Annotated in this window: 12 protein-coding genes and 1 pseudogene; 10 read left to right on the top strand and 3 right to left on the bottom strand. The window is 61.7% G+C overall.

The window, feature by feature from the left end:
* Positions 1-33: 33 nt before the first annotated feature.
* Both ACCD05_RS02855 and ACCD05_RS02850 read left to right on the top strand, forming a co-directional pair.
* Positions 34-1,113, top strand: a complete 1,080-nt coding sequence (locus ACCD05_RS02855; RefSeq protein ID WP_112949726.1) for an ABC transporter ATP-binding protein — start codon at positions 34-36, stop codon at positions 1,111-1,113.
* The gene (locus ACCD05_RS02850; protein WP_112949727.1) at positions 1,088-1,948 is read left to right on the top strand and encodes a glycerophosphodiester phosphodiesterase family protein; all 861 of its coding nucleotides are present in this window, start codon (positions 1,088-1,090) and stop codon (positions 1,946-1,948) included. The genes ACCD05_RS02855 and ACCD05_RS02850 overlap by 26 nt, the downstream gene beginning before the upstream one ends.
* A 5-nt stretch (positions 1,949-1,953) precedes the next feature.
* On the opposite strand, the gene ACCD05_RS02845 is transcribed toward ACCD05_RS02850, so the two are convergent.
* Both ACCD05_RS02845 and ACCD05_RS02840 read right to left on the bottom strand, forming a co-directional pair.
* Positions 1,954-2,781 carry an inositol monophosphatase family protein gene (locus tag ACCD05_RS02845; protein ID WP_111560514.1) on the bottom strand — a complete coding sequence of 276 codons (828 nt, stop codon included), beginning with the start codon at positions 2,779-2,781 and terminating at the stop codon, positions 1,954-1,956.
* Between the two features lie 223 nt (positions 2,782-3,004).
* Complete coding sequence (locus tag ACCD05_RS02840) at positions 3,005-3,334, bottom strand: metalloregulator ArsR/SmtB family transcription factor (RefSeq protein WP_111560513.1); 330 nt, start codon at positions 3,332-3,334, stop codon at positions 3,005-3,007.
* Between the two features lie 566 nt (positions 3,335-3,900).
* Between ACCD05_RS02840 and ACCD05_RS02835 the strand changes: the two genes are divergently transcribed.
* Positions 3,901-6,690, top strand: coding sequence for a bifunctional aconitate hydratase 2/2-methylisocitrate dehydratase (locus ACCD05_RS02835; RefSeq protein ID WP_112949728.1), 2,790 nt, complete (start codon positions 3,901-3,903; stop codon positions 6,688-6,690).
* Between the two features lie 113 nt (positions 6,691-6,803).
* On the opposite strand, the gene ACCD05_RS02830 is transcribed toward ACCD05_RS02835, so the two are convergent.
* Entirely contained in the window at positions 6,804-7,529 is a 726-nt protein-coding gene (locus ACCD05_RS02830; protein ID WP_413391080.1) for a GntR family transcriptional regulator, read from the bottom strand.
* A gap of 154 nt (positions 7,530-7,683) precedes the next feature.
* Between ACCD05_RS02830 and ACCD05_RS02825 the strand changes: the two genes are divergently transcribed.
* The 7 genes and pseudogenes from ACCD05_RS02825 to ACCD05_RS02795 form a co-directional block, all read left to right on the top strand.
* Positions 7,684-8,997 carry a M20/M25/M40 family metallo-hydrolase gene (locus tag ACCD05_RS02825; protein ID WP_112949742.1) on the top strand — a complete coding sequence of 438 codons (1,314 nt, stop codon included), beginning with the start codon at positions 7,684-7,686 and terminating at the stop codon, positions 8,995-8,997.
* 25 nt (positions 8,998-9,022) lie between these two features.
* Complete coding sequence (locus tag ACCD05_RS02820) at positions 9,023-10,573, top strand: ABC transporter substrate-binding protein (protein WP_112949729.1); 1,551 nt, start codon at positions 9,023-9,025, stop codon at positions 10,571-10,573.
* A 63-nt stretch (positions 10,574-10,636) separates the two neighbouring features.
* Positions 10,637-11,584 carry an ABC transporter permease gene (locus tag ACCD05_RS02815; protein WP_111560509.1) on the top strand — a complete coding sequence of 316 codons (948 nt, stop codon included), beginning with the start codon at positions 10,637-10,639 and terminating at the stop codon, positions 11,582-11,584.
* A complete protein-coding gene (locus tag ACCD05_RS02810; RefSeq protein WP_112949730.1) occupies positions 11,577-12,401 on the top strand; it encodes an ABC transporter permease in 825 nt (274 codons plus the stop codon). Before ACCD05_RS02815 ends, ACCD05_RS02810 begins: the two co-directional genes overlap by 8 nt.
* A gap of 10 nt (positions 12,402-12,411) precedes the next feature.
* Positions 12,412-14,043, top strand: a complete 1,632-nt coding sequence (gene nikE, locus ACCD05_RS02805) for an ABC transporter ATP-binding protein (protein WP_112949731.1) — start codon at positions 12,412-12,414, stop codon at positions 14,041-14,043.
* A 22-nt stretch (positions 14,044-14,065) separates the two neighbouring features.
* The gene (locus ACCD05_RS02800) at positions 14,066-15,286 is read left to right on the top strand and encodes a M20/M25/M40 family metallo-hydrolase (RefSeq protein ID WP_112949732.1); all 1,221 of its coding nucleotides are present in this window, start codon (positions 14,066-14,068) and stop codon (positions 15,284-15,286) included.
* A 1-nt stretch (position 15,287) separates the two neighbouring features.
* A pseudogene (locus ACCD05_RS02795) lies at positions 15,288-15,486 on the top strand (hypothetical protein); the annotation flags it as partial.

The following is a 15,486-nucleotide window of genomic DNA, read 5'->3' as shown; positions in this document are numbered from 1 at the left end:
TAGGATCGGGCTTCGCCCGAGGAAAGGCTTGATATGGCACGCTTGACGATCAAGAATGTCTCGAAGACGTTCGGCACTTCGTTCGCGGTCCGTGATTTCTCGCTCGATGTGGAAGACGGCGAGCTCGTCTGCCTGCTTGGTCCGTCCGGATCCGGCAAGTCGACGCTGCTTCGCATGATTGGCGGCTTCGAGCAGCCGAGCGGCGGCTCGATCCTTATCGATGCCAGGGACGTGACGACGCTTCCGCCGGAAAAGCGCCCCACGGGCATGGTCTTCCAGAGCCACGCGCTCTGGACCCATATGGACGTCTTCAACAACATCGCTTTTGGCCTCAAGCTTCGTCGCCTGCCGAAAATCGAGATCCGCGAGCGTGTCGAAAACGCCCTGGCGCTGGTCGGTCTCGCCGACTACGGCCGGCGCATGACGACGCAGTTGTCGGGTGGCCAGCAGCAGCGCGTGGCGTTGGCCCGTTCGCTGGTGCTGGAGCCGAAGATCCTGCTGCTCGACGAGCCATTCGCCAGCCTCGACCAGCATCTGCGCGAACGGCTGCGTGAGGAAGTGCGCGACATCCAGCAGCGCGTGGGCATCACCACGCTCTTCGTCACCCACGGCCAGGATGAGGCATTGGCGCTCGCCGACCGCATCGTCGTCATGCGCGACGGCAGTACCGAGCAGATCGCGCCACCCGATATCGTCTACCGCGAGCCGCAGACGGAATTCGTGGCGGGCTTCATCGGCTCGATGAATTTCGTGAAGACCAGCATCCGTGGCGGCGTCAGCCAGCATCCGGCCTTTCCCGTTGCCGTGCCGATCGAAGATGGCGACGTCGTTCTAGCGTTTCGCCCCGAGGCGTTGTCGCTGCAGCCATCGAAGACGCTCTCGACCGCCATCGTTCATCGCAGCATCGATTTCGGCACGCACAAGATCGTGGATATCGACCTTGCTGATGGGACGCGCTTGAAGGCGATGACGGCACCGGATAGCAACTGGGTCAAGGGTGTAGGCATCGAGCCGACAGCTTCAGCATTCCGTGCCTTCCGTGACAACCAGCTGGTTTACCAATCGGCAACCTCAGGCGAGCGACATCATGATCGAATCCTCGGAAACGCTTGATCGCAGCGGCATCGCGATCGATCAGGCCGGCCACAAGACCTGGCTGAAATGGCATCGCGGCCACCGCTATGCCGGCGACATCTCGTTTACGGGACAGCGCATCGCCGAGGCGATGGCGCTGGGCGCCAGCATCGAGATCGATCTGGTGCGCTTCAATGGCGCCGGCTTCGCCGTTTTGCACGACGAGACGCTGAACAAGGCGACAACGGGCGAGGGGCGCGTAATCGATGCGACGGAGAGTGACTTGCGCGCTTTGCATCTGCGCGACCCCTTCGGCGAGCCGACGGCCCACAAGGTGATGTTGATCGATGATCTCGGCCAACTACTAAAGCGTGTAGGCAGCGACGGCCGTGCTGTTCTCCAGCTCGATCTCAAGGAAGATTCCCCCGATATCCGCGAAGAGGATATCGCCGCTTTCGCCGCCGCGATCTCGCCGGTCGCAAAGTCGGTCATCCTCTCTGCCGGCGATCCCGAGGCTGTCGAACGCTTGTCCCAAGCCGTGCCCGACATGCCGATCGGCTACGACCCGTGCCACCACGGCGCGATCGAGCGGCTGAAGCAAAGCCGTGACTTCGACGGTTTCGTCGCTGATGCCGTGGCTGCCTCGCCCCGCGCGGGGATGATCTACCTGCATCATCAGCTGGTTCTGTTTGCCGACGATGCCGGATACGACCTCGTTGCCTCCTTCCATCGCGCCGGGCGCGGCGTCGACGCCTACACCATCAATTCGGCAATTCCGGCGGCATTGCCTGTCGTGCGCCGTCTTCTGGCGCTGAGGGTCGACCAGATCACCACCGATGACCCGGTCGGCTTGGAAGGGTTGCTTCTCGGCTAGGGCTGCTAGCCTTCGAAGCCTTCCACGAGCCAGGGGTGCAGCGCGGTGTTGGCGGCGAGGATGTCGCCATTCGCCGTCACGGGGCCGCCCTTGAAGGCCGAGACCGTGCCGCCGGCTTCTGTGACCAAGAGTGCCGCCGCGCCATAATCATGCGGCGACAGGCCATCTTCAAAGAAGCCGTCCAGGCGGCCGCTTGCGACATAGGCAATCGACAATGCCGCCGAGCCCAGCCGCCGCACGCCGGCGGTATTGCCCATCAATCGCTTCAAAGCCTCGAGATAGACGTCCGTTGCAACAGCCTTCACCTGACCGGGAACCGGCAAACCGGCGCCGACCACGACATTCTCGATGTCGGCATTGTCGACGCACGAGATGCGCTCGCCGTTGAGATAGGCGCCGCCGCCGAGTTCGGCGCTGAACAGCTCGTCGAGCATGGGGTCATAGACCACGCCAGCAACGATCTTGCCGCCTTCGGCGATCGCGATCGTCATGCCGAAATGCGGGATGCCCCAGGCGAAATTGGTCGTCCCATCGATTGGATCGATGTAGATAATAGGCGCATCCGCGCCCACCACCCTGTTGCCGACATCCTCCTCGCCCTTGATGGAGTAGGAGGGGAAGGCCGCGATCATATCGGTCACGATGATCCGCTCGACAGCAACGTCGATCTCGGTCTGGTAATCGCGCGGCCCCTTCGACACGACATCGCTGATGCGCCGACGCTGCAACGACCGGCGAGCCGTTTCGCCGGCCTTCACGACCGTCGTCGCGAGGTTGATCAGGCGCGGGGAGGCGGTCGGCGAAAGACGAGAGGAGATGAGGGAGGATGTCATTGGGAACCCGGGTAATGAAACTGCAATACGGCCAGCACGCATGGCAGAGCCGCGTGACGATTTCGTGACGTACGCGGCGCTTTCCAAACATGATGTTTAGGCCAGCCTTGGCCACGCCTCCAATCGGCCTGCGTCCGGATAGCTCGAGAAACGTCGGTCGTTCGCTTTGCCCGCGCCGAACTTTCCCACCCTGGGCGCCCGTCGACTGAGCTTTGCCGACCAGCTACCCGATCGCGCGCTCCGCTTCGCCATCTCGCGCGCCAACCAGCAGATCTCGAACATTTGCGAGCGTCGCTGCGATCGAGCGCGGCTGTATCGAGTAGAACACGGATTGCGACGCGCGCCGCGTCGAGACGAATTCGCAGGCCCGCAGGATGGCGAGGTGTTGCGAGAGCGCCGATTGGCCGAGGCCGAGTTTCTTGGCAAGCACGTTGACCTGGATCTCGCCCTCGGCGAGGTTGGTCAGGATCGCGAGGCGGTTTGCGTTTCCGAGAACCGCGAGCTGCTCCGCCAGAGCAGCAATGCTCCGCGGGTTCTGATTGTCTTCCTGCATATGATTTTCCCAATGAAATAGGCGGGAAGCGTCGTCCACGATATTGCGCGGTCCGTCGTCCCCGGAGCTTAAGCACGAAATTGAACGACTAGCCCGATACGGCGGGCAGTCCCGCGAGGGGCGACGGATGAATGTATTGGAAGCCAATGTGGAAGCCGTGGCGGCAACAGCGCATTTTCCGCCATATGGGGCGGCTGGCCATGCTGTGATGGAATAGTGGACATCATGTTCACCCGGTTGAAGTTACTCTGCCACAATCGTTCACACTGTTGAAAAGATGGTTAACGACTGCGCTTCAAACCCATGAAAAATTGGATTTATGGATGCCGGACGCACGCTCATCTGCGGACGATATCATGGCCAAGCACCGTCCGGCGCGCCAGCGCGATTGCAGCCGAAAATCGTCAGTGGCCGATCTAAAGTAATTTTTTTTTTGTTGAATTGCGGTATCTGCACGGATGGCCTTGGTTGTCGCGCGTGAACGCTATAAAGACCTCGGTTGATGAACACTGCCGTTCGGTGGCGCCGCGCGTCAGCGCCCCACACACCATGACGTTGGGATTGCGATGAACCTGTACTTGGAATACCTGGCCGAAATCAAAAGCAGAGAAACTCAAGGGCTCGCCCCCAAGCCGATCGATGACGGCGCGCTGACCGGCGAAATCATTGCCCTGATCGAGGATACCGGCAGCGAACACCGCGCCGATGCTTTGAAATTCTTCATTTACAACACGCTCCCGGGCACGACGAGCGCCGCCGGCGTCAAGGCCGCCTTCCTCAAGAAGATCATCCTCGGCGAGGCCATCGTCCCCGAGATCACGCCGAAATTCGCCCTTGAGCTGCTGTCGCACATGAAGGGTGGTCCGTCAGTCGAAGTGCTGCTCGACGTCGCACTCGGCAAGGACGCCGAAATTGCCTGTCAGGCCGGCGACGTGCTGAAGACCCAGGTTTTCCTCTACGACGCCGACATGTTCCGCTTGCGCGATGCCTACAAGGCCGGCAATGCCGTCGCCAAGGACGTTCTCGAGAGCTACGCCAAGGCCGAATTCTTCACCAAGCTTCCCGATGTCGAGGACGAGATCAAGGTCGTGACCTTCATCGCCGCCGAAGGCGATATCTCGACCGACCTCTTGTCTCCCGGCAATCAGGCGCACTCGCGCTCCGACCGCCAGCTGCACGGCCAGTGCATGATCACGCCTGAGGCACAGGCCGAGATCGTCGCCCTGCAGCAGCAGCACCCGGACAAGCGGGTGATGATGATCGCCGAAAAGGGCACGATGGGCGTCGGCTCCTCGCGCATGTCCGGTGTCAACAACGTGGCGCTGTGGACCGGCAAGCAGGCGAGCCCCTACGTTCCCTTCGTCAACTTCGCCCCAGTCGTCGCGGGTACCAACGGCATCTCGCCGATCTTCGCGACCACCGTCGACGTTACCGGCGGCATCGGCCTCAACCTGAAGAACTGGGTCAAGAAGCTCGACGACAGCGGCAAGCCGATCCTCAACAATGACGGCAACCCGATCCTTGAGCAGAAGTTCTCGGTCGAAACCGGCACCGTTCTGAAGATCGACACGAAGAACAAGAAGCTGCGCGACGAGGCCGGCAACGAGCTCGTCGATGTGGCGTCTTCCTTCACGCCGCAGAAGATGGAGTTCATGAAGGCCGGCTCGTCCTACGCCATCGTCTTCGGCAAGAAGCTCCAGACCTTCGCCGCCCAGACGCTCGGCGTCGAAGCGACACCGGTCTTCGCACCGAACAAGGAAATCGCCATCGAGAGCCAGGGCCTGACGGCGGTCGAGAAGATCTTCAACCGCAACGCAGTCGGCGTGACGCCTGGCAAGGTGCTGCATGCCGGCTCCGACGTCCGCGTCAAGGTGAACATCGTTGGCTCCCAGGACACGACCGGCCTGATGACCGCGCAGGAACTGGAAGCGATGGCGGCCACCGTCATCTCGCCGTTGGTCGATGGCGCCTACCAGTCTGGCTGCCACACGGCATCCGTCTGGGACAAGAAGGCCCAGGCCAACATTCCGAAGCTCATGTCCTTCATGAACAACTTCGGCGTCATCACCGCCCGCGACCCGAAGGGAAGTTACCATGCGATGACCGACGTCATCCACAAGGTGCTGAACGACATCACTGTCGATGATTGGGACATCATCATCGGCGGCGACAGCCACACCCGTATGTCGAAGGGCGTGGCCTTCGGCGCCGACTCGGGCACTGTCGCGCTGGCGCTTGCCACCGGCGAAGCCACGATGCCGATCCCGCAGTCGGTCAAGGTCACCTTCAAGGGCACGATGCAGCCCTACATGGACTTCCGCGACGTCGTTCACGCCACCCAGGCGCAGATGCTTAAGCAGCATGGCGACAACGTCTTCCAGGGCCGCGTCATCGAAGTCCATATCGGTACGCTGCTCGCCGACCAGGCCTTCACCTTCACCGACTGGACGGCCGAGATGAAGGCCAAGGCATCCATCTGCATCTCCGAAGACGAGACGCTGATCGAGTCGCTGGAAATCGCCAAGTCGCGCATGCAGATCATGATCGACAAGGGCATGGACAATGAGGCGCGGACCCTGAAGGGCCTGATCGCCAAGGCCGATCGCCGCATCGCCGAGATCCGTTCGGGCGAAAAGCCGGCGCTAACGCCGGACGATAACGCGAAGTATTTCGCCGAAGTCGTCGTCGATCTCGACCTCATCGACGAGCCGATGATCGCCGACCCCGACGTCAACAATGCCGACGTCTCGCGCCGCTATACCCACGACACGATCCGCCCGGTCTCCTACTATGGCGGCACCAAGAAGGTGGACCTCGGCTTCGTCGGCTCCTGCATGGTGCACAAGGGCGACATGAAAATCGTCGCCCAGATGTTGAAGAACATCGAGAAGAACGAGGGCAAGGTCGAGTTCAAGGCACCGCTCGTCGTCGCCGCACCGACCTACAATATCATCGACGAGCTGAAGGCCGAAGGCGACTGGGAGATCCTGCAGAAGTATTCGGGCTTCGAGTTCGATGACGTGAAGCCAAAGACCGCGAACCGCACCGAGTACGAGAACATCCTCTATCTCGAGCGTCCGGGCTGCAACCTGTGCATGGGCAACCAGGAAAAGGCCGAAAAGGGCGATACCGTTCTCGCCACCTCGACCCGCCTCTTCCAGGGCCGGGTGGTTGAAGATACGGCGGAAAAGAAGGGCGAGTCGCTGCTTGCCTCGACGCCGCTGGTCGTTCTCTCCGCGATCCTTGGCCGTACGCCGAGCATCGAGGAATATCGCGTCGCCGTCGAAGGTATCAACCTGACGAAGTTCACTCCGCCGAAGACGACGCCAATCGATAGCCGGTCGGTTCACTACTAAGGCTCTGATCTGACAGAAATGCCCCTCAATGCGATCCATTGAGGGGCGTTTTCGTTTCAGGACAATGAACTATCGGCGGTTGTCGCGATCAATCATTCACCAAGCAGCCCGCTTCACTGCACTTCGTTGACGTAGCGATGATTGGCGGTCGTGGCGCGATGCGAGGATATGAGAACCGGAACCGCGAGCTGGTCGTAGGCAATCTCGTCAATCGTCAGCACGGCGAAAGGCTGCGGCAGATCAAGCCAACGTGCATCCTGTTCCGTGGCCAAGTCCGCGCCGATCTGTTCGCGTATGGCTGAAATGCGGATGTTGTAGTTGTCCAGCAGGTGGAGATAGAAAAGCGGCGGGATATCCTCCGGCCTATTGGGGAAGTCAGGCACGCGTGCCAGCGGTAGCGTCAGCGTTTCATGCATGATCGGCCGTTCGTCGACGCTGCGCACGCGGTGGAATGTCACGACCTCAGCACCCTCATCTATCTGTAGCTTTCGCGCGTCCTGCGCCGAAGCCGTCCCGCGCGCGATCTCGGTGACCCGAGTAATAGATTGTCGCAGCGAGCCGTCGAGACCATGCAGCCGGAAGTACTGGAAAAACAAGCGCAGGCTGTGTTGCGGCTGTCGGCCGGTGACGATCGTGCCGGTCTTGCGACGCCGGCTGAGCAGTCCGTCATTGGTGAGATCCATCAATGCGCGTCGGATAGTCCCAACGGCGACCCCATAGGTTTGCGACAGCGCCACTTCGCTCGGCAGGACAGAGCCCGGAGCGAGTTTTCCAAGCATGATCGCTTCCGTGATCTGGCGCTTGACGACCTCATAGAGCGGGACGGATAACTCGCTCAATCGCGGCGCATCTGCTGAAATAATGGGCGATTCCGGCAATTATTTTGCCTCTTCTTTGGAGTTGACTCATGGAATGGATGTAAGCAGTATTACTATATAGTTTATATGAAAGCGCAAGCTCACAAGCCGGCGCATGCATGCCAAGGACCGTACCATGTCTGAGCCGAATTCCGTCCCGCATCAAGACGCTTTCACGTCGGCCATGGCAGTGATCGAGCGCGATGTCGAGACGGCGGTGCGGGATTTGGCGCGGATGGTGGCTGTCGATACGTCCTTTCCACCCGGCCTTGGCTATGACGCCTTTGCGGACCTGATGACCGAACTGGCGGCGCCGCTTGGGTTCCATTTCGAGCGGGTGACCGTTCCTCGCGATCTCTGGTATGTCGCTGGCGGCCCGGCCTCTGGTGAACGCACCAATCTCATCGCCAGCCGCGAGACCAGCCGTCCGGTGTGTGGTCTCTACTACCATGTCGATACCGTTCCGGTGGCTCCGGGCTGGTCACGCGATCCGCTGGCGCTGACGGTCGAGGGCGATGACCTCTACGGCCTTGGCGCCGCCGACATGAAGGGCACGATCGCCGCGACGCTTCTGGCCCTGCGCGCAGCCAAGGAAGCCGGAACCTCGCTTGCCTACGACCCGATGATGCTTCTGTGCACCGACGAAGAGGGGGGGCTTTATCCCGGCATTCGCTATCTGGCGGAGCAGGGCATGCTCAAGGGCCATATTCTCAACTTCAACGGGTCCGCCGCGCCTCGCCTGTGGGCCGGGTGCTTCGGCATCTTCAATCTGCAGGTGACGATCACCGGTCACGCCGTGCATGCGGGCGAGGGCAACCGCACCGGCTCCGGCGTCAACGCGATCGAAGGCGCGCTGCCGGTTCTAAACGCACTGGCGGCCCTGAAACCCATCGTGGCCGCCCGCGCGTCGAAGCTGGCGCCTCCGCCACATGCCAGCGGGCCGCTGCGGCCACAGCTGACGATATCCGCGGTCAATGGCGGAACGGCCGGTGGTCAGGTTCCCGCCGAGATCAAGATCCTCGTCAGCCGCCGCTATGCGCCGGAAGAGAGCTATGAGCAGGCGAGGGCGGAGGTCGAGGCTGCGATCCGAGACTGCGTCGCGGGAACCCAACTCGGGCTCGCCATCGACCTCGTGGGCCACCTTATCCCGACCGATGATCCCGATGGTCCGCATTGGCCCCGTTGGCAACGGGCACTGTCGCTCGGCTTTGGCTACCAGCCCGAGGATTTTCACAAGTGGGGCGCCGCGAGCTGCTCGGACTTTGGCTACGTCCAGAAGGCGGGTTTCGGCCCCGAAGTGCTCCTCGGCGGGCTGGGTCGTCCGGAAAGCTGCATCCATGGCCCGGAAGAACACACGACGCGACAGGACATCGTCGCGCTTGCCAAGAGTATTCTCGCCTATCTCGCGGCGGACTTCGCCGCCGACGCCATTCCAGAACACCGCATTTAGTTATATCAAAAGAGGGAACTGACACATGTTGGAAATGAAACGCCGCTTCTTCCTGGCGGGGACCGCCGCCATTTTCGCCGCGCCGGCGTTAGGCCTGGCGCAATCGGCAACGCCTTCCAGAGGCGGCACGCTGCGTATTTCCATCGATCAGGCGGCGAGCGTCATCCATCCGCTGCTGACGCGCGTCAACCCAGAATACATGGTCACCGAGTTGCTCTACAGCAACCTGACGCGCCTCAAGGTCGACATGTCGATCGAGCCGGATCTCGCCGAGAGCTGGAGCCCCAACGATGCCCTGACAGAATGGACCTTCAAGCTGCGCAAGGGCGTTACCTTCCACGACGGCTCCGCCTTCACGGCAAATGATGTTGTCGCCACCTTCAAGGCCATCCTCGATCCGGCAACGGCTTCTCCCGGCCGCAACAATGTCGGCCCGATCGCCGATATCGTCGCCGTCGACGATGCGACCGTGCTGTTCAAGCTCTCTGGCGCCTATGCCGACTTGCCTGTCGCCATGGCCTATACCAATGCGCGCATCATCCCGGCCTCGATCGCCACCGGCGACCTGAAGAGCCTGTCCACCAAGGCCGTCGGCACCGGTCCGTTCAAGCTCGTGTCCTACGAGCCGGACCGCCTGATCGTCGTCGAACGCAACGAGAAGTACCACGATCCGGCTCGTCCCTATGTCGATCGTGTCGAAGTTCAGGTCTTCCCCGACAATTCGGCCGAAACCTCGGCCCTGATCGCCGGCGATATCGATGTCATCTCGACGATCCAGCCGACCGAGTTCCTGCGCATCGACGGGACCGATGGTCTTGTCGGCCTGCGTACGCCGTCCGGCCAGTTCTGCAACATCAACTTCGGCTGCGACACGGCGCCGTTCAACGACGCCCGCGTTCGCCGCGCGATCGCGCTGACGGTCGATCGCGAAGCGATGGTCGGTTTCGTGACCGAAGGCTTCGGCACCGAAGGCAACGACACGCCGCTTAATGCTTCCTACCGCTTCTTCAAGGACGTGGCGAAGCGCGAGAAGAACATCGAGGAAGCCAAGAAGCTGCTTGCTGAAGCGGGTTTCCCGAACGGCCTCGAAGCAACCCTCATCGCGTCGGATCGCCCGGCGGTTCGCACGCAGCTCGCCGTTGCGCTGAAGGAAATGGCGAAGGACGCTGGCGTCACCATCAACGTGCAGACCATGCCGCACGCGACCTACCTCGAACAGGTCTGGAAGAAGGGCAGCTTCTACGTCGGCTTCTACAACATGCAGCCCACGCCCGACGGCATCTTCAAGCTTCTCTATACGTCGGACGCCTCGTGGAACGAGACGCGCTGGAACAACAAAGCATTCGACGCGCTAATCTCCGAGGCGCGCGGCACGATCGACGAGGCCAAGCGCACCGAACTCTATACCAAGGCGCAGGAAATCATGAACGAGGATGTTCCCTCGATCATCCCGTCCTTCTTCGACGTTCTGGCCGCAAAGCGCAGCTGGGTCGAAGGGTTCGAAGCGCATCCCCGCGCATCGGTTTTCCGCCTCGACTACGCTTCGCTCACCGAAAAGGCGCCGAAGCGCGGCTGATGACGTCAACTTCGCCGGACGCCTGAATCGGGCGTCCGGCCCTTTTGACCAAGGAACACGCACCTGTCTCCGAACTACATAGCCAAGCGGCTGGTGATGATCGTCTACACGCTTCTCGTCGTGTCGCTCATCGTCTTCGCCATCACCCAGATCCTGCCCGCCGACGCCGCCGTCATGATGCTGGGCGAAAACGCCACCAAGGATGCGCTTGATGCGCTGCGCCAGAGCATGGGTCTCGACCAGCCGATCTGGCAGCAATATGCGACGTGGCTCGGCCATGTGCTGCAAGGTGATCTTGGCACATCGCTGCGTACCGGCCAGCCCGTCGGCCCGGTCATGTTCGAGGCCCTCGGGCGCTCGCTGCTGCTCGCCTTCCTGTCTATCGGTCTGATGCTGATCCTCGCCATTCCGCTCGGCATCATTGCCGCCATCCGGCGCGGCAAGGTCGCCGACATGGTCGTCAGCCTGATCTCCTATGCAGGCGTGGCATTGCCTGAATTCGTCACCGCAACGCTGGCAGTCCTAATCTTCGCCGACTGGATGAAGTGGCTTCCGCCGACGGGCTATGTCCCGCTGACGGATGATTTTGTCGATGGCATCTCGCATCTCGTCCTGCCGGTCTGCGTCATCTCGATCATCCTAATTGCCCACGTTTCGCGCATGGTGCGCTCCGAACTCGTCGATGTGCTGCACACGGATTATATCCGCGCGGCAAGGCTGAAAGGCATGTCGCGCGGCCATGTGCTTCGCCGTCACGCACTGCGCAATGCGCTTCTGCCGACGATCACCATCGTCGCGCTTGATGTCGGTTATCTTCTCGGCGGCGTCATCGTCGTCGAGGAAATCTTTGCCATTCCCGGCATCGGCCGCCAGCTGATCGTCGCCATCCAGGCGCGCGACCTGCCCGCCATCCAGGCCGGCGTGCTGATCATGGCCGCCACCTATTCGATCGTCAATTTCATCGCCGACATCCTCTATGCATGGCTCGACAAGAGGATCCAGTATGACTGAGTTCATGAAACGCCTGCTAAGGACGCCACAGGGCGCCATCGGCACCTTCCTCGTCGTGTTGGTCCTCGCCATCGTCGTGTTCGGCCCAATGATCGCACCCTACGACCCGGAAAAGCTGTCGCCGCTTGCCCGCTACAAGGGACCGAGCGCCGCCTACTGGCTCGGCACCGACCAGTATGGTCGCGACATCTTCAGCCGTCTGCTGATCGGCGCGCGTGCCACCGTCGTCATGGCTGTTTTCGCCACCATCGTGGGCACCTTGATCGGCGCCCTAATTGGCACCGCCTCCGCCTTCCTCGGCGGCCGAGCCGACGAATTCATCATGCGCACCATCGATGCCGTCATGTCGATCCCAAGCCTGCTTTTCGCGCTCCTCGTGGTCAATCTTCTCGGCTCTAGCACGGTCAATGCGCTTGTCGCAGTCGCCATCGCATTTGCCCCAGGCATGGCCCGCATCACCCGAAGCGTGGCGCTGTCGGTGCGCAAGCAGGACTATGTGAATGCGGCAATCGCCCGTGGCGAAAGCTCCGCCTACATCATCCGCCGCGAAATGCTGCCGAACGTCATTGCCCCGATCATCGTCGAGATGACCATCCGCGTGTCGTTTGCCGTGATGCTGTTCGCCACCTTGAGCTTCCTCGGTCTCGGTGCCCAGCCGCCGGCCGCCGAATGGGGCCTGATGGTCTCGGAAGCCCGTCGCTACATGCATCTTTCCGCCGGCATCCTGATCTGGCCGAGCGTGGCGATCGCGATCGTCGCCGTCGGCTTCAACCTTCTGGGCGACGGTCTCCGCGATGCCCTCAATCCGCGGACCTGAGGTGACACCCATGACCAATACCGCAAACAAGCCGGTCCTCGCGATCGAGAACTACTCGCTGGATTACGAGACCGCCAACGGCCCTTATCACGCGCTGAAAAACATCGATCTCGCCATCAACCGCGGCGAGATCCTCGGCCTCGTCGGTGAAAGCGGCTCGGGCAAAACCTCGCTTGCCTGGTCGATCATGCGCTACCTGCCGAAGAACGCCCGCGAACCTGGCGAGAAAATCTTGCTTGGCGGCGACAATCTTGTCGACAAGTCGGAGCGCGAGATGGAAGCCATTCGGGGCCGGCGCATCAGCATGGTGTTCCAGGACCCGAGCACCTCGCTCAACCCGACCTTGTCGCTCGGCACCCAGCTGGCGGAAGTTCTCGTCCGTCATCGGGGCCTGACCCGGAGCCAGGCGTGGAAAGAAGGCGAGGAACGGCTCGCCCATGTGGGGCTGAAGACGCCGGCGCGGATGATGCACCGCATGCCGCATGAAGTTTCCGGCGGCGAAAAGCAGCGCGTCGTTATAGCGTCGGCCTTTGCCTGCAACCCGGAATGCATCATTTTCGACGAGCCGACCACGGCGCTCGACGTGATCACCTCGCGCCAGATCCTCGATCTCTTCGTCGAACTGCAGGCCGAAACCGGCGTTGCCTCGCTCTATATCTCGCACGACCTGGCGCTGGTCGCCCGTACCGCAAGCCGTGTCGCCGTCATCAGGCGCGGCGATATCGTCGAACAGGGCAATGTCCGCGACATCTTCACCAACCCGCAGCAGGATTATACCCGCGAACTGATCGCGGCCGTTCCCAATCCCGCCCATCGGCTGGTCAAGGGAGACGTGGTCGTGGCCGACACGCCGCTGGTCAAGGTCGAGAATGTCAGCGTGCATTTCGGCCGCAAGCCTTTCCTCGCCGCACTGACCGGCAAGAAAATGGAACGGGTGACCGGCAACAATGCGATCAGCCTCAGCGTCAATCCGGGCGAAATCCTCGGCATCGTTGGCGAGAGCGGCTCGGGCAAGTCGACGCTTGCCAAGGCGATGACCGGTCTCAACCGGTTCGAGGGGAAGATCTGGTTCGACGGCCGCGAGATCAAAGGCCTCGGCGACATGGACAATGCCTATCGCAAGGACGTGCAGATCATCTTCCAGCATCCGGATGCCTCGCTCAATCCGCGCCAGAAGATTTCCGAAATCCTCTCGCGCCCGCTGAAACTGTTTGGCGACGGCACCGATCTGGACAAGCGGATCGGCGACATGCTGGAACAGGTGCGCCTGCCGCGCACCCATGCCAACCGTTATCCGCACCAGCTGTCCGGCGGCGAAAAGCAGCGCGTGGCGATCGCGCGCGCCTTCGCATCGAAGCCGAAGCTCGTCATCTGCGACGAGATCACTTCGGCACTCGACGTGTCGGTCCAAGCCTCCGTCGTCGAGCTTCTGCTCGATCTGCAGAAGGCTAGCGGCACGGCCTATCTGTTCATCACCCACGATCTCAACCTGATCCGCCAGATCGCCCACCGGATCGCCGTGATGTATCGCGGTGACCTGATCGAGGTAGTGAGGGCCGACGAGATCGATAGCCCAAACCGGACGGACTACACGCGCCGCCTGATCGAGGCGGTGCCGCGCGCCGCCGCACAATACCAGTGATACCGCATCAAGGAGCATGACAATGGACCCGAAGTCCCTGTTGGACCGGATCGACGAAAAGGCCTGCCTCGATTTCCTGTCGAAGATGGTCCAGCACAAGAGCCACTCGGAAACCGAAGGCGAGAAGGATCTCGCCCGCTGGATGGCGAAAGAGCTTGAGAAGATCGGTTTCCACGCCGAACTCCAGCCGTTCGACGAAGGCCGCCGCTTCAACACGATCGGCCGATTGAAGGGAACTGGCGGGGGCAAGAGCCTGCTGTTCAACGGCCATCTCGATACGAACCCGGTGACCGAAGGCTGGACGGTAGATCCCTATGCCGGCCTTGTAGACGAAAAGTTCATCTACGGCATCGGCGTCTCCAACATGAAGGCCGGCGACGCCGCCTATTTCTGCGCGGTGAGGACGCTGCTCGATGCCGGCGTGAAGCTGAAGGGCGACGTGACGCTCACCTTCGTGGTCGGCGAGTTGCAGGGCGGCGTCGGCACGCTAGCGGCGATCCACAGCGGCGTGAAGGCCGATTACTTCATCAACAGCGAGCCAAGCGACCTTGTTGCCGTCACCATGCACGCGGCAGCGCTCAGCTACGTCATCGAACTGACCGGCGACACGCGCCATCTGTCCAAGCGCGAAGAATCCGTCGATGCTATCGCAGCCGCTTGCGACATCATCCCGCGCATCAATGCCATGATTTTCAGCGGCGCAAAAAGCGACGTGCATCGTTCGATCAATCGTGGCCATGTCGGCGTCGTCCATGGCGCGCTCGGCCGCGATCTGGAAGAGTGGCGTCCGCCACAGGTGGCCGATTTCGTCCGCCTCAAGGGCTCCTGCCGCTATGCTCCCGGCCAGACGCAGGAAGGCGTGCTTGCCGACCTCGAGCGCGAACTGCGCGCGCTCGAAGAGCGCTTCCCGGGCCTCAAAGCCAAGCTGGTCCCCGAGATGATCGAAGGCCGTCCGCTGATGCCGCCCTTCGAGGTTTCTCCGGACAGCCGTATCGTGAAGTCGATCAACGCCGCCTATGAAGCCGTCCGAGGCGAAAAGCAGCCTACCGGCGCGATTACGCCAACCCGCTTCTATGGCACCGATGCCGGTCATCTCCATCACGAGCTCGGAATGGAAGGCATCGTCTGCGGTCCCGGCGGCCGCTACAACACCATGCCCGACGAGCGCGTCGACATCATCGACTTCCTCGACATGATCCGCGTCTACATGCTGACCATCGTCGATATCTGCGAGGTGGCATAACATGTTCTCCCGGGCGGAATATGATCGCCGTATCGCTCTCGCCCGAGATGCCATGGCGTCTTCGAGCGCTGATCTCTTGCTTGTCGATAGCGGCGAGCTTCTCGCTTGGCTGACGGGCTATACCGTCTCCGAGACCATGTATCGGGGGGGGCGGTTTGAGGGCGGCGGGGGGGGGATGGAGTTGTTTTTGGGGGGGGACG

Source organism: Rhizobium sp. Rhizsp42 (assembly GCF_047304155.1).
Taxonomy (GTDB): domain Bacteria; phylum Pseudomonadota; class Alphaproteobacteria; order Rhizobiales; family Rhizobiaceae; genus Rhizobium.
The sequence above is the reverse complement of the archived record's forward strand: the minus strand, read 5'-3'. Positions and strand labels throughout refer to the sequence as shown.

Bases quoted from the DNA above. Each gene is read 5' to 3' on its own strand.
- ACCD05_RS02855 (WP_112949726.1), top strand. From the start codon at position 34: ATGGCACGCTTGACGATCAAGAATGTCTCGAAGACGTTCGGCACTTCG.
- ACCD05_RS02820 (WP_112949729.1), top strand. From the start codon at position 9,023: ATGTTGGAAATGAAACGCCGCTTCTTCCTGGCGGGGACCGCCGCCATT.
- ACCD05_RS02800 (WP_112949732.1), top strand. From the start codon at position 14,066: ATGGACCCGAAGTCCCTGTTGGACCGGATCGACGAAAAGGCCTGCCTC.
- nikE (WP_112949731.1), top strand. From the start codon at position 12,412: ATGACCAATACCGCAAACAAGCCGGTCCTCGCGATCGAGAACTACTCG.
- ACCD05_RS02850 (WP_112949727.1), top strand. From the start codon at position 1,088: ATGATCGAATCCTCGGAAACGCTTGATCGCAGCGGCATCGCGATCGAT.
- ACCD05_RS02845 (WP_111560514.1), bottom strand. From the start codon at position 2,781: ATGACATCCTCCCTCATCTCCTCTCGTCTTTCGCCGACCGCCTCCCCG.
- ACCD05_RS02825 (WP_112949742.1), top strand. From the start codon at position 7,684: ATGTCTGAGCCGAATTCCGTCCCGCATCAAGACGCTTTCACGTCGGCC.
- ACCD05_RS02840 (WP_111560513.1), bottom strand. From the start codon at position 3,334: ATGCAGGAAGACAATCAGAACCCGCGGAGCATTGCTGCTCTGGCGGAG.
- ACCD05_RS02810 (WP_112949730.1), top strand. From the start codon at position 11,577: ATGACTGAGTTCATGAAACGCCTGCTAAGGACGCCACAGGGCGCCATC.
- ACCD05_RS02835 (WP_112949728.1), top strand. From the start codon at position 3,901: ATGAACCTGTACTTGGAATACCTGGCCGAAATCAAAAGCAGAGAAACT.